Below are 14,812 nucleotides of genomic sequence, written 5' to 3'. Positions count from 1 at the left end.
AGATGGGTTTACAATGGAAAATAAAGGCTTTTGAGGCACTATCTGTTCATGAGTTATATGATTTGTTGCGTTTGCGAAGCGAGATCTTTGTAGTCGAACAAAACTGCGTTTATCTTGATTTAGACGGTAAGGATAAAGTAGCCTTACACCTAATAGGAGAGTTCGAGGGTAAAACAGTGGCACATGCACGCCTTTTTAAACCCGGAATTAGTTTTGATAATGCATCCATAGGCCGGGTAGTGGTTGACGCAAATTACCGTTCTAAAAAATGGGGACACGATTTAATGCGTGAGGCGATTGCCGCAGTAGCGGCACATTACAACGAAACTGCTATCACTATTGGAGCTCAATTGTACTTGAAAAAATTTTATGAAAGTCATGGTTTTGTGCAAACGAGTGAAATGTACCTTGAAGATGATATTCCGCACATTGAGATGACTAAGGAGTAAGTTATTTTTTAGTTATTAAAAACTCTACTCTGCGGTCAAAATCTTCTCCTTTGCCAAGTGGGAATCGATTACCTACACCTTTATAAGACATTCGTAAACTATTAATTTGCTTATTAATCAAGTATCTAAACACGGTTTTAGCTCTGTTGACAGACAGTTTCCGTTCATTAGTTGCACGATCAATAGCATCTCGATAATAAGTGGGGGTACAGCAAACATGACCAATAATTTCGAATTCAATGGTTTTGTTTTTTTCTAACAATTTAACAATCTTGTCTAGCTCTTGTTGGGAGGCTGGAGTTAGTTGACTGCTTCCTAAATTAAAAAGAATGTTTTCAAGAAAGATGCGATCTCCCACTTCATGTTTGTCTTGAAAGGAGGTGTAAATTCCTTTTCCAAAACTGTTTTTTCGGACAATTAAAATATCTACACGCCTGTTTTTTGAGCGAATCTCGGTTAGATTTTCAAATGGATTATTTGTTAAAAGCACCCTTCCTTTACCTTCAATAATCACTATTTTGTTTTTATTAAAACCATTTGCCGTCAGTATCTGTTTGACGGTATTAACTCTGTTTTCAGATAATTTGTAGTTGTAATCATTGTCTCCACGATCATCGCAATAGCCATAAATTTGTAGGGATTCGATACGAGTAGTGTCTGATTGTATCACAAAATCCCATATTAATTTTTCTTGATCAGCATCTAATGAATATTTGTCAAATTCAAAATAGACCGTCTTTATTTTTTTGTCCTGAGCGTTTAAGCCCAAAAAGAAGAGGAGAAATAATATGTAGCAGTGCTTGCACATTAATTTTTTAGAATCGTTTTATATTCTGTAGGGTTGTTTAAAATGCTAACTGATTTTTTAATCTCTGAATTGGTTTTCAGATAATATTGATAAAAACCTTCCTCGTATTGGAACCGTTTTATAATCGCATCTACAATGATGTTTTTAATTTCTTGCTGGTTTTTATCGAGTTGAGTAGCTTCACTTTTTTGCAAAGCAGTAAGCAACTGCTGATATTCTGCAGTAATGCTTTCGTCTAATTTTTCTTTTTTGGCAACAGCCAAAGTGTTTTTTAAGGCTAGTTCTGTTTCGGTTTCAAAGGCGTATTTAGGAGCTTTAATGAATTGCTTGAAGTCTTGATAGTCAGCTGCCGAAAAATTGGGTATTTGATTGCCTAAGTTTGCGTTTTTGTAGTAGTAATTAGTAACATAGTCAAAAATCGCATCATTTTTTTCTAACGCATTGGCAATAACACTTAATTTAGTTTCATCTAGCTGCACATCAGGTAAAATTCCACCACCGTCATAAACGATTCTTCCTTTTCGGGTTTTATAGGCATTATAATTTTTTTCTTGCGTACGTGTGGCTACTCCATTTTTATCTTTTTTAGCATAATCTAATGCTTGTATACAACGTCCCGAAGGAGTATAGTAACGAGAAATCGTGACTTTTAATTGGGTGCTGTACGTTAAGTCTATTGGTTTTTGAACCAAACCTTTACCAAAACTGCGACTTCCTACAATCACCGCTCTATCCAAATCCTGCAATGCGCCCGATACAATTTCCGAAGCCGATGCGCTTCTATCATTTACAATAATAACTAACGGAATTTGAGTGTCAACAGGTTCGTTTTGAGTTTTATAAGTGTTATTGTATTTTTCGTGTTGGGACTTGGTCGTTACTATAATTTCGTTTTTTGGAACAAATAAATTACAAATATTCACCGCTTCGTTTAATAAACCACCTGGATTGCCACGTAAATCTAACACAATACGCTCCGCTCCTTGGTTTTTTAAGTCCTCCAATGCTTGCTTCATTTCATTAGATGCTTTTTGATTGAATCGAGCAAGGACGATATAGCCTGTTTTATCATCGATTTTAGCGTAAAAAGGAACCGATTTAATGCCTACTTCATCAAGGATAATCTCGGCTGTTTTTTGCTTGCCTTGGCGAAGAAATTGTAGTGCAATTTTAGTGTTCTTAACTCCTTTAAGTAATTGAGAGGCATCTTCTTTTAAATCAGTGATAGGAACATCCCCAATTTGCGTAATTAAATCACCCGGTTTTAATCCCGCTTTATCAGCAGGGAAGTTCTTATAAACTTCACGAATGAGTAGTTGTCCGTCTTTTTGTGAAATCAATGCTCCTACTCCTGTATATTCTCCTGTATTATTAATTTTAAAACGCAGCACATCCTGCTCATTAAAGTATACAGTGTAAGGATCAAGGCTAGCAAGCATGCCTTTGATGGCTTTGTCCATTAATTCTCCGGGGTTGGATTCATCGACATAGTTGTTGTTTACTTCTTTGAATAAGGTCGTGAAAATCTCTATTTGCTTGGCTATTTCAAAAAAGTCATTTTTAAAACTAGCACCTACAAATAGGAATGCAGAGGCAGCAACGGGGATGAGGTATTTTTTTTTGATGAAGGAACGCATTAGTTTTTATTTTTTTGTTTTATTTTTTTTCTGATGAAATAAATAATAGTAGTTAAAATGATTAAGAATGGCCAAATTGATAATAAAGCGATTAAAAAGCTAGATAAGGAATTGAAACCTGATGTTATGGCATTCCATATTTTAGAGCCATAAGAATTTGTTACACCGCCATCAGCAGCCACATTTTTATAAAAATAGATGGTTATTGTACTTTCTGATATTCTGCTTTGTAAGTAGTTCAATTCTCCTTGCTTCGCCTCAATCTCTTCTCTAATTGTAGCCAGTTCTTTTTCGATTTCTAGCATTTCTGATACTTTGTTTGCTTTATTTAAGAGCTCAATGTATCTATTTTCAAGTGATTTTTTAGCTTTAATTCGAGCATCAATATCAATGTATTCTGCTGTTACGTCTTGAGCCGTTATCTCTTTGTTTTCGAAGTATGCGACTCCTTTAGAGATGTTTTTTATAAAGACATCAAAGTTTTGGTTGGGAACGCGAATTATTAATTTTTTGTAGATGGAACCGTAGTCTTTTCCTTCTGAATCATTTTGAATTGTGCCGCCTGCTTCTTTGGTATTAGTTACAATTTGGTTGTAAGTGCTTTCTAGTTCTGATGTTTCAAAACGCAAGTTGGCCTCTTTGATTATCTTTTGTTCAATGGATTGGCTCCCGTCGGTTTTAGACGGATCCACTTTTATTTTTGCAGGTAGTACAATGGATTGAGTTTTAGAATCTAGACTTTCATCAGCTTTTTTACAGCTAATGCAGCAAGATAGAAAAATTATTAAAAGGACTTTTAGCTTCATCGAACCGTTTTTTACCTGCTAAAAATACAAAAAATTGGTTTGCTACTCTTCTTTTTTTGTGGTTTGAGCAATAAACTTCTCAAAGAGTTGGATTGTTTTTGTATTGATTTCCTCGTACGATAAACGGTCTTTGGTTTGATAGAACAACATGAAGCAATGCGGTTTGTCAATTGCATCAAGTAGTAGGTGTTTGTTGAGTCGGTACGTTTCGCGCAATACGCGTTTGAAATAGTTGCGATCGACTGCTTTTTTGAAGTTTTTTTTAGAAACAGAAACGCCCATTTTTATTTTCTCGCCCTCATTATCGGAACTGCAATGGTAAACGAGTCGCAAGGGGTATTTAGAAACTGACTTACCCTCGGTGAATAATAATCCAATGCTGATTTTACTTTTGAGTTTTTCGTTTTTTGGATAAGTGAAATTCATTTGATGAGGTAGTGAACAATGATTAAGGGGGACAAAGGTACAATTAAACGATAAATCTATTATTATTTGCCAATTAATTAGCACTAAAAAATTATTTGTTACTTTTGGGGCTAATTTTTTAAAGAATGCAAAAACTAATTTCGTATCCTATTTCCATTATCTACTATTTGTGTTTTGGACTTACGCTAGTGATTTTTCACCCAATTCAGTGGGTGTGTTTTAGATTTTTTGGATATCAAGCACATAAAAAAAGTGTTGATTATTTGAATTTTTTCTTAGTGCGATGTACTAATATTGTGGGAACTACTTATAAATTTAGTAACGTAGAGGCTATTCCTAAAGGGGTCCCAATTATTTTTGTAAGTAATCATCAAAGTATGTATGATATCATCGCCATGATTTGGTTTTTACGCCGTTTTCATTGTAAATTTGTTAGTAAGAAGGAGTTAGGTAAAGGAATACCAAGTGTTTCTTACAACCTACGTCATGGAGGTTCCGCATTAATTGATAGAAAAGACCCTAAACAAGCCATTCCTGAGATTAAAAAGTTGGGTGATTATATTGAGGCTAACAACCGTTCGGCTGTAATTTTCCCGGAAGGAACGAGAAGTAAAACGGGTCAACCAAAGGCATTTTCTCAAACTGGATTAAAGATTTTATGCAAGGCAGCACCCTCGGCTTATGTCGTTCCTGTAAGCATAAACAATAGTTGGAAAATGGTTAAATTTGGTTTTTTTCCACTTGGTTTAGGAAATCGGCTTACTTTTGTAATGCATAAGCCTTTAAAGGTGAGTGAATATGATTTTGAGGATTTAATTGAAAAGGCTGAAAAGGCCGTTGTAGAAGGAATAAAATTTTAATAAATATAAAATGTCAATAAAAAACATTCGTTTAGAAGTAATGCAGTTTTTGGAAAAAAACGTATCAAGCTATGTGGATCAGTATTTAATACCTGTTGAAGAAATATGGCAGCCATCTGATTTTTTACCTAATTCTGAAAGTGATAACTTTTTAGAAGAAGTTAAAGAATTACGTGAAATATCTAAAGACTTACCTTATGATTTTTGGGTAGCGATGGTAGGTGATATGATTACTGAGGAAGCGTTGCCAACCTATGAGAACTGGTTGATGGAGGTTGAAGGTGTCGATAATTTGGAACGTAACGGTTGGGCACAATGGGTGCGCCAATGGACAGGGGAAGAAAATCGTCATGGTGATCTTTTAAATAAGTACTTGTATTTGTCAGGTCGTGTGAATATGCGTGAAGTCGAAATGACGACACAACACTTAATCAATGATGGTTTCGATATTGGTACCGGTAGAGATCCTTACAAGAACTTTATATACACTAGTTTTCAAGAATTAGCTACTTATGTCTCTCATAACAGAGTTTCGCAATTAGCTAAAAGTTATGGCGATAAAAAATTAGCTAAAATGTGTAAAATGATTGCTGGTGACGAGATGCGTCATCATCATGCTTACAGTGAATTTGTTAACCAAATTTTCAAAATTGATCCAAGCGAAATGATGCTAGCTTTCCAGTACATGATGAAAGCTAAAATTGTGATGCCAGCACACTTCTTGAGAGAGTCAGGAGCTAAAATTAGTTCGGCTTTTGAGTTGTTTTCTGATTCTGCACAACGTATTGGGGTGTATACTGCCAATGATTATGTGGAGATTATGCAAAAGCTAATCAGCAAATGGGAAATTGATAAGATTGGCGGATTAACAGATGAAGCTGAGAAAGCGCGTGATTACTTGATGAAGTTACCAGCAAGAATGGCTAGAATCTCTGAAAGAATCGTTATACCGCAAGAAACTCATATTTTCAAATGGGTAGAGCCAGCAAGATTGTAAGTTTCTACCAATTCAAATAATATAGATGTTGATTTTTAAAGTGAAAGCTTTGAGAATCAACATTTTTTTTAAAGTCTTTAAAAATGCAACAGACAGATAGTATCGTAAAAACAATTGCTTTTGTAAAAGAACAATTGGCAGGAGCCGAAGGAGGCCATGATTGGTTCCATATAGAACGGGTATATAAAAACGCCTTACTAATTGGTGCTGAAGAGCAATGTGACACAACAATAGTACAATTAGCGGCATTACTACATGATATCGCTGATAGTAAATTTCATAACGGAGATGAAACCATTGGCCCTAAAACCGCTAGAACCTTTTTAGAGTCGATTGCTATCGATAATGAAGTTATTGATCACGTGATTAAAATTATTGAAAATATCTCTTTTAAGGGTGGGAAAGTAGCACGTGACTTTAGTTCGATAGAATTAGATATCGTGCAAGATGCGGATCGTTTAGATGCGATAGGAGCCATTGGTATTGCTCGAGCGTTTAATTATGGCGGTTTTAAAAATAGAGCGCTGTACGACCCTAATATCGCGCCCAACACGTCAATGACTAAGGAGGAATATAAAACTAACAATGCACCAACAATTAATCACTTTTACGAAAAACTATTGTTGTTAAAAGAGAAAATGAATACGGTTACGGGAAAAAAAATCGGACAGGAGCGACACCGCTATATGGAGGGCTTTCTCTCGCAATTTTATGCCGAATGGGAGGGTGAGAAGTAAGCACTTTTTTAAACTACAAAGACAAAAGACCTAATTTTATCTGTAAGCGCGGTATGCCTTACAAATAAAATTAGGTCTTTGTAATTATAAACTATATAGCTTTAAATTAATTTTTTATAAAACATTAATCTTGAATTTTATCATTGTTTCGGTTGCCTGGATTGTCTTTGTACCAATCGTTATATACAGTTCCACCTGAATTAGCCCATTGTATAAAGAAGTTGTAAGCATCTGATATTTTAATTTTTTCCTTAGGAACTTTAAAATCATGGATAAAACTAATAGCCCATGGCATGCCTTTATCTGAAACATAATTGCCACTCTTATCGCGGTTCGCACCACTTACTTGCGCTATTCTTTCTCCCAGAGAAGTTGGCTTTGCATAAGGTAAATGAATTTCTTTTTTTCGCTCTTTGTTAGCGATTATAAATGGATTAAAAGGCGCTATACCAAGATCAGATGTACTAATAGGAAGTGTAAATGTAATAGATATAGTTCGTTCAGTAAGTAAATTACGCGCTGAGTCTGTTAAGATAAAAACAGCATTTTGTTGGTTTGCTTCTGTACCATTTGCATTGACCGTAATATAATTTTCAGTTAAAACTGTTCCAGTAACACTTTTTATTTTTGAAGGTGACAAGTTGGGTATTTCGATTCCAATACCATTTGTGAATCCAGCTCCATTAGCTTTTACGCGACAAATTATATCCATTTGTACAGCTAAATTTTGGGAGTTTAGTTTTACAATTACTTGATAATTTAAAGCAACATCATTAAAATCGTAATCGCCATAGGAAGGCCATAAATCCTCAAAAGCAATAGTACCCGTACCATATTTACTTGGTGTAAACAACTCAAAAGCTACTGCAGGATCTAAAGGGAAAGCATCATCTTGATCTTGTATTCCATCTCCATCGGTATCAACTGCGGTATCAACTGTTGTGTATACTCTAAAAGTTGCCAAATCATTAATTGTACGTTTATAATCAGAATTATTATTGGCGCTAATTCCAAAAACATACTTCCAACCACCAGTTTGGGTATCCATAATTATTAAGTCGGAGCTGGAGGCATTGTTAGCAAGCCAAAGCTCTTCTTTTGAATCAAACGTCATTGATGTAGGTTGAAAAGGTAGGTTATCAGCACTTATTCGTGTGCTTTGATATACGTTGGCTTGATCTAATTGCAATCTATATAATCCTGAAAATGTACATAAAAATAACGTTCCATCTTTGGCGAAAGCTAGATCACCTCCATTGGCGTTGTGCAGTCCTACAATAGTTCTAGCGGCACTTAGAGCGCCCGTGGTAGGGTTGATAGTATAAATTTTGTCTTGATTAGAAAAATACAACAACCCATCGCTTGTATTAAAATCAAGTCTTGGGCCGCTTATTCCTAAATTTTTTACCGTTGTCCATGTATTAGTAGGAATAGAATATTTCATTAGAGGATACGGACTCTTGTTTCCAATAGAATATACACATTTATTAGCTTGATCAACGGCGCAAGTTACGCTTCCCATTGGCATATCTGACAAATAGGTTAATTGGCCGTTTAATGGATTTACCTGAAATAACTCGGCTGAGCTATTCACACAAAATAGATAATCATTAACTAGTGTTGTAGCGGTTGACTTTCTTGTTGAAGGAGTTTTGGCATAAGTATAATTAACAGCACCATTATTTATTGAGACTACAGAAGAGGAGAAGTTGAGATTATTGTTTCTTCTAATATACAATTGGGTGCAGTATTTAGGGACATTGATGATTTGGGTTAAGACCCCATTCACGGGAACCCCAGTAAATATTAATTTATTTAGAATATCATTGCGATAAACAGGTTCAGTTACAATTTCATCAGACTGGTTTAAGAAGGTTTGATTTCCTGCAAAATAGGGGTCGGCAGTGTAGGCATATACATCATACTTAGTGAATTTTTCGCTGTCATTGATCGTGATTTTCACTTGACGGTAGGTGCTGAAGTCAAAAGATTTATTAGTAATAATAATATCTGAATCGCTACTTACTGGATCGTTTTGCACTTCGGGTGCGCTACAAGCGTTTAAAAGCAGTAAAAAACATAAATTTTTTGCGTAGTTAATGATTTGGGATTTCATCTTGATATTTTTTTAAGGTTTCTAAGTTTTTTTACTATTGTCAAATTTAATAGTTTATCGTTTTTATTAGGGGATTATTAGTTAAATGCTAATTTACCGTCGTTATTTGGTGATTTTCTATAGTTGGATGGTTTATTTTCTATTGTTAAATTTTGATAGATCAACACTCACATGATATTTTTTACGGTACAAATACCATGGCATCAGGAACATTACCAGTTCCAATAGTACTAACGATTGTGAATGTTTTCATATCAATTATTTCAATTTTATTGGCATTTGAATTTGCAATGAAAGCATACAACCCGTTAGGATGCATTATAATGTTAACAGGTCTTGGAGTATGGTACAGTGTCCTCTCAAGGACTGTATTTTTACCATGAATAGGAATTCTTTTTATTTCTTTTTTAGATAGTCGGTTAAAAACAGAGATCGATCCATCTTTTAAATTAGTAACTAGGCAATAGCGTCCATCGACAGAAAATTTTAAGCCCATAGGTTCCTTGCCAGTTCGTAATTTCTTGACTAGTTTATTTTTTCTAGCATTGATAATACTAACCGTATTTTCATTAGTGTTCGTAACCCAAATTTCGGATCCATCAGCTGTTATGTCAATACTCTGCGTGCCTTTGCCACAGTAAATAGTTTCGATAATTTGACTAGTGGCATAATCGATAACGCTAATAGTGCCTGATTCAATGTTGGTAATATAGGCTATAGGCTGACCAGAATGTAGCGCGATGTGATGACTCTTTTTTTGTAGTGTAGGTATTTTGTTCTCTATTGTGTTAGACTTCATATCTACGCTTAAAAAAGTATTACTTACGCTGCTCATTATAGCAATTTGGTTTGGTTGCGGTAATGCGATGACTCCATCTAAACCAAGAGCGTCTGCTGTAAGAGCAATCGTTTTGTCAACTGTATTGGTTTTTGTGTTGAGAATGCAAATGCTAATGTCTCTGTCCTTAGTTGTATTGTAATTAGCAATTGCAATTTTATCTTGTCCCATTACTTTTGCTGCTCCGTGCGATTCTATATTAATAGCAACAGTTGCTAGCTCTTTACCGCTATATAAATCAAAAACGGTTACGTCTTCACTTTTTTTATTGATAATATATAATTTACCGGTAGTTTGAATAGTATACGACGGATATCTTACAATAAATCCGATAAGGATAATTGTCAGGGCAATCATAATCAGTCCGTACAGTATGTATTTTATTTTCTTCATTGTGTCTTAAACAAACAAATGTTTTTTAATGAAATTACAGCTTTGTTGTTTCTAATAATTCATTGATTTTTTTACCAATTATGCCGCTCTTTTTGAACGTTCCCAGTTCACAGATTGTGAATTTTTCATATATCTAAAAAACCCCAATACAACGGATAAATTCATGATAAAGAAATAATACGGCACAAATAAAATTTTAACTCGGGTTTTTCTGTTTTCTAAAAACCAACCTAGTAGCGCAGCGGCATAAAAAAGGAACTGCAACCAAAATAGAGTAGAATATAAACCTAATGACATGATGCCTTCGCTTAATGCAATGACAGTCAAAACAGGGATTAATAGTAGCAAACAGACTGGTGTCAAGCTCCAACGCAATACACGATGTGAAATGTATTGAAAAGAGAGCGTTCCATATTTAAAAATGTTTAAAAGAGAACGTAATCTCACAATAGATTGAATTCCTCCTGCCGATATTCTAATTTTGCGTTTCAGTTCTTCCTTTACGTTTGCTGACGCAGTTTCGATGGCGTAGGCTTGAGGGTCATATTGTATGATGTAACCCTCTTGAGCAACGCGTAATGAAATGATAAAGTCATCTAAAAGGGTGTCTTTCTCTACGTGGCGATATAAAGCAGTTCTAATTGCAAACAATTCTCCTGCAGCACCAACAACTGAATACAATTCAGCATCCCATTTTTTCAAGGCCGATTCATATTTCCAGTAAATACCCTCACCAGCACCTGAAGCCACATCACTTTCTCGATCTACAATTCGCTTTTCCCCAGAAACGCAACCTACTTTTGGACTACTAAATAAATTGACAATTCGTCTTACAGATTCTTTTCCTAAGTTAGTATTAGCGTCACTAAAAATTACAATAGGAGTAGTTACAAATGCAATTCCTCTATTCATTGCACCAATTTTACCGTTTCGTTCATTCAAGTGATGAACGGTTGTATTTGGGTAATTTTGTAATAAATCAGGTGTTCCATCATCAGATCCGTCAGTCACCCAAATGATATTTAATTTCTCTTTTGGATATTCTAGTTCTAATGAGTTTTTCATTTTTGCAGCCACATAATCTTTTTCATTATAAGCGGCAATAAACAAAGTTACTTCAGGTTCATAGGAATAATCTATTTTAATCTCCCCACCAATATTAAAAAACCTCCTTACTTTGATGATTGCAAATAATAAAATTCCATATCCAACATATGTATACACTATGATAAATAAGAAAATCCAAAATATAATTTTTAGTGTAGTCATGGTTTTTATTTTAAAGTTTTAGAAGGATATTTTGCTTCTATAGATTTTTCAATTATATCGCTAAATGCTGAGGCTCTATTTTCCCATGAATTACGTTTAGCAAATTCGATTCGCTCTTGAATTAAATGTTTGCTATCATTTTTTAATTCTTCTTCGATATAGATTTTGAAAAGTTCTTTATTTACAGCAGCTTTAACTATGGCTTTAAAATCAGTCAAATCAGCAAAAGCAGTCATTACTACAGGCACCCCAACGGCTAAATATTCATTAATTTTTAAAGGATAAATATTGCGATTTACTTCGTTCATTTTATAGGGAATAATACCTAAATCATATTTTGAAAGTAGTTTAGGTACTTCATGTGCTTTAACTGAGGTAAAGAATGTTACATTTTTATAGGGTGATAAACGCTCCTGAATTTCATTGTTTAGTAAATAACCTGTAAATTCAAATAGGACTTCAGGCAATTCCTTAATGGCATATTCCATAGTATCAATATCAAAACGAAAATCTAAGGTCCCAATGTAGCCCACTTTTTTGACTACATCTACAGCTGTTATCATGGTTTTTGCGAAAGGAACAAACAACTTAAAATCGACACCATTTTTAACCACATAGCTTTGTGGATTTAATTTTTTCTTTTCAGCATTCAAATAATCAGATGTGGTTATAATTGTGTCTACTTTTTTACAAAATTGTTTTTCAATATTGTAAATTCTCGATTTGTGTCTTTGTGTATCCATTCCATCATAACAATAGTAAATATTTAAATACTCGTGTAATTTATTGATCATGGGTAGACCATACATGGGGTTGTAAGCCGTTAGTATTATGGGGTCAACTAATTTTAAGTCTTTAATAGTTTTACGGAGTTGGCTGCGATAGATAAAGGTGTTAATAGAAAATATTTTTTTAAATAATGATTCACTAGAAATGAAGTCTACGGGTAAAACAGGAGGCATGACCAAATGTTTTACAACTGCACCAGTGTCTGTTATTTCATTTTTGATTCTGTTTTTTAAGCCTAACATTCGTGCTACTTGTGCTTTTTGTTTTCCAAGTAAAGACATGACAACATCTTTAATTGTGAAAGGGTATTCGACAAAAACAATTGTGTTTTTTTCTGCTAAGAGTGATAACAATTGTACCGTTGACTTAGTGAATTCACCATGCCACGTTGTTTGCGATATACAAATGATGTTTTTCCCTTCGATCATGATTTAGTGTTTTATAGAATGTTCAGCATGAATTTGCTCGTACAGTTTTAAATAGTCTTTTGCCATATTTCTCCAAGAAAACTGTTTACTTCTTTCTAATCCTTTTTCACAAAGTGATTTTTTATAGGCATCATTATTTAAAATCTCCATAAGTCCAGTAGTTATCTCTTCTGGATTTAATGGGTTTATGATATGAGCCGCATCAGCTGCAATTTCTGGCATAGATGAGGTATTTGATGTGATAACAGGTACATTACAAGACATAGCTTCGAGCATGGGAATACCAAAACTTTCGCGTAGTGACGGATATAAAAAGATATCGCATTGAGAATAAATAGCAGGCAAATCAGTATTAACTACGTAACCAGTTAATACAATATGATTAATTAGTTCGGGATCCTTTATGTCAACTAAAATCTTACTTAGCTCTGTCTTGTCATAATCAAGCATGACTAATTTATGGTTTGATTTTGTCTGCTTTAAAAAGTCAGAAAAGGCCTTTAATGTTCCTTTAGTGTTTTTTTTTGGGTCAGTATTTCCTAGGAAGAAAAAGTAGTTTTCAGGTAAATTATACTTGTTTTTGACTCTTAATAATTCGTCTCTATCAGTTATGGGCATAAAATGTTCGCTCACGCCGTTATAAATGGCGTCAAGTTTAGAACTACCCTTTATTTTAAAAAATTCTCCAATTCGGTTTTTTTCAAAGTGTGATACGGTAATAACCTTTTTACTTTTTTTCACAACCAGTGGCACGAGAAGTTTCCTGTATATATTTCCAAATTTTTGATAGGTACTCGCACTGCTCGTTACGATTTTCAAGAAGCTACTTTCCATGTATATAATATCATGAAGTATGGTAATTAAAGGAACACTGGAGAAAAATGGAGCAGTATTACTAGTACAATGCAACACGTCACAGCCATATTTTTTGGCTGCGTTAGGAAGTGCTATTTGCTCCCAAGTAGGGTAGGGACCACCATTTAATTCTATAATTTTAAAATTTGCTGTCTCTTTAAGCACAGATCGATCTTCATCTGGTTTTACAAAAATGAAGTATTGGTTTTCATGATCAAGATCCTGAAGGTTCTTTATAAGCTCTAAAGCAACCATGTCCATTCCGTGTTTCTTTTTTCGAAAAAGTCTTTGTCCTTCAATTCCTATTTTCATGATGCTATTTTTTTTATTGGTTGATTAAAAAAACGAATTGTAAGGCTGTTTTTTATTTTAGTATACACCACGATTTCTAACAAGTAAGAAAACACAAACATCAAAATAATGTAAAGGGTGTATTCGATAATCTTATTATTTAAAAAACGAAGGTAACTTGCTTCAATAACTAAGTAGTGGTGCGAAATGTACATAACATAAGATAATGGGGCAAAATATTTGAAAACTCCAAATAGGCGTGTAAATAAAAACCAATTAAAGTGGTTCCATATCAAAGCTGCAAACAAGGCTATAAATGCAAAAATAAAATTGCGTAATTCTATAAATGGGTATGCTACTAGTGGATAATCATAAATTTTGGTGTATTCAAAATTCAAATAGAGATTAAGCCCTAATAGCCCAATTATAACAGCTAGCACATAACTATGCGTTTGGATTGATTTAAAGCTATAGGCGGCTCCGTTGAGGTAAATAGAGGCTAATCGCACACCGGTCCACCAAATAGCAAAATACATTACAATTCTATTTAAAAAGAAAGGATATGTCAGGTAAGATACCGTTGCAGTAATCGTTAAGATAGTGACCCAAAGATTGATTTTAGATTCAGATACCTTTTTAGATAAAAGGATAAAAAGCATATAAAACCACCACTCATAAGATAGTGACCAAAGCACACCATTTCCCATATAGACTGCTGAAATTACATTTGGTTTTAGTGAAATGACATCTTGAAGCATAAAAATATTACCTAAAAGAGTGTTCCAATCTGGATTTGCCCATCCACCTTCAGAGTAACTTTTTATACCATAGGCCAATAAAAAAATGAAGAATAATGGAATGTATATTCGAGTAAAACGTCGAAAAAAATAGTTCTTAAATGACTTGTCTGCCGCTTTCTCCCATGAATATTTGACTACAAAACCACTCAATATGAAAAACATAATCACAGCTTCAGAGCCAAAACGAAATAGAAACCCCACATTGATACCCAAAACAATAATTTTTTGAGGTAACAAGTGAAAAAACACCACATAGAGTGCACAAAAACCACGAATGGCCTCTAGTTTTTCTATTTCTTTGTTTTTCATTTAG

The 14,812-nt window shown here is 34.2% G+C and carries 14 protein-coding genes; 4 read left to right on the top strand and 10 right to left on the bottom strand.

All coding sequences use genetic code 11. The annotated features are described in order from the left end of the window. The first annotated feature begins 2 nt into the window (after positions 1-2). Entirely contained in the window at positions 3-449 is a 447-nt protein-coding gene (locus P8M54_RS05300) for a GNAT family N-acetyltransferase (protein ID WP_300285955.1), read from the top strand. A gap of 1 nt (position 450) precedes the next feature. Here P8M54_RS05300 and P8M54_RS05295 read toward each other — a convergent pair whose 3' ends face one another. The 4 genes from P8M54_RS05295 to rnpA are packed head-to-tail and all read right to left on the bottom strand — an operon-like array spanning position 451 to position 4,126. Further along, a complete protein-coding gene (locus P8M54_RS05295; RefSeq protein WP_300285951.1) occupies positions 451-1,257 on the bottom strand; it encodes an OmpA family protein in 807 nt (268 codons plus the stop codon). After that, positions 1,257-2,894, bottom strand: coding sequence for a S41 family peptidase (locus P8M54_RS05290; RefSeq protein WP_300285949.1), 1,638 nt, complete (start codon positions 2,892-2,894; stop codon positions 1,257-1,259). The genes P8M54_RS05295 and P8M54_RS05290 overlap by 1 nt, the downstream gene beginning before the upstream one ends. Continuing rightward, a complete protein-coding gene (locus P8M54_RS05285; RefSeq protein WP_300285947.1) occupies positions 2,894-3,700 on the bottom strand; it encodes a DUF4349 domain-containing protein in 807 nt (268 codons plus the stop codon). The genes P8M54_RS05290 and P8M54_RS05285 overlap by 1 nt, the downstream gene beginning before the upstream one ends. Positions 3,701-3,742: 42 nt before the next feature. Next, positions 3,743-4,126 carry a ribonuclease P protein component gene (gene rnpA, locus P8M54_RS05280; protein WP_300285945.1) on the bottom strand — a complete coding sequence of 128 codons (384 nt, stop codon included), beginning with the start codon at positions 4,124-4,126 and terminating at the stop codon, positions 3,743-3,745. A 125-nt stretch (positions 4,127-4,251) separates the two neighbouring features. On the opposite strand from rnpA, the gene P8M54_RS05275 reads away from it, so the two are divergent. From P8M54_RS05275 to P8M54_RS05265, 3 genes are all read left to right on the top strand, one after another. After that, positions 4,252-4,986, top strand: a complete 735-nt coding sequence (locus P8M54_RS05275; protein ID WP_300285943.1) for a lysophospholipid acyltransferase family protein — start codon at positions 4,252-4,254, stop codon at positions 4,984-4,986. 10 nt (positions 4,987-4,996) lie between these two features. After that, positions 4,997-5,983 (top strand): acyl-ACP desaturase, encoded by a 987-nt coding sequence (locus P8M54_RS05270; protein ID WP_300285941.1) that lies wholly within the window; start codon positions 4,997-4,999, stop codon positions 5,981-5,983. A gap of 83 nt (positions 5,984-6,066) precedes the next feature. Continuing rightward, the gene (locus P8M54_RS05265; protein WP_300285939.1) at positions 6,067-6,720 is read left to right on the top strand and encodes an HD domain-containing protein; all 654 of its coding nucleotides are present in this window, start codon (positions 6,067-6,069) and stop codon (positions 6,718-6,720) included. Positions 6,721-6,844: 124 nt separating this feature from the next. Here P8M54_RS05265 and P8M54_RS05260 read toward each other — a convergent pair whose 3' ends face one another. The 6 genes from P8M54_RS05260 to P8M54_RS05235 form a co-directional block, all read right to left on the bottom strand. Beyond that, positions 6,845-8,836 carry an LruC domain-containing protein gene (locus tag P8M54_RS05260; protein ID WP_300285936.1) on the bottom strand — a complete coding sequence of 664 codons (1,992 nt, stop codon included), beginning with the start codon at positions 8,834-8,836 and terminating at the stop codon, positions 6,845-6,847. Between the two features lie 181 nt (positions 8,837-9,017). Further along, positions 9,018-10,067: a YncE family protein gene (locus tag P8M54_RS05255; RefSeq protein ID WP_300285934.1), complete on the bottom strand. Its 1,050-nt coding sequence runs from the start codon at positions 10,065-10,067 to the stop codon at positions 9,018-9,020. A 78-nt stretch (positions 10,068-10,145) separates the two neighbouring features. Further along, positions 10,146-11,336: a glycosyltransferase family 2 protein gene (locus tag P8M54_RS05250; protein WP_300285932.1), complete on the bottom strand. Its 1,191-nt coding sequence runs from the start codon at positions 11,334-11,336 to the stop codon at positions 10,146-10,148. Between the two features lie 5 nt (positions 11,337-11,341). After that, positions 11,342-12,553, bottom strand: a complete 1,212-nt coding sequence (locus tag P8M54_RS05245; protein ID WP_300285930.1) for a glycosyltransferase — start codon at positions 12,551-12,553, stop codon at positions 11,342-11,344. 3 nt (positions 12,554-12,556) lie between these two features. Further along, the gene (locus P8M54_RS05240; RefSeq protein ID WP_300285928.1) at positions 12,557-13,720 is read right to left on the bottom strand and encodes a glycosyltransferase family 1 protein; all 1,164 of its coding nucleotides are present in this window, start codon (positions 13,718-13,720) and stop codon (positions 12,557-12,559) included. Further along, complete coding sequence (locus P8M54_RS05235; protein WP_300285927.1) at positions 13,717-14,808, bottom strand: acyltransferase; 1,092 nt, start codon at positions 14,806-14,808, stop codon at positions 13,717-13,719. Before P8M54_RS05235 ends, P8M54_RS05240 begins: the two co-directional genes overlap by 4 nt. Positions 14,809-14,812: the final 4 nt, after the last annotated feature.

This window comes from Flavobacterium sp., assembly GCF_029242675.1.
Taxonomy (GTDB): Bacteria; Bacteroidota; Bacteroidia; order Flavobacteriales; family Flavobacteriaceae; genus Flavobacterium.
The sequence above is the reverse complement of the archived record's forward strand: the minus strand, read 5'-3'. Positions and strand labels throughout refer to the sequence as shown.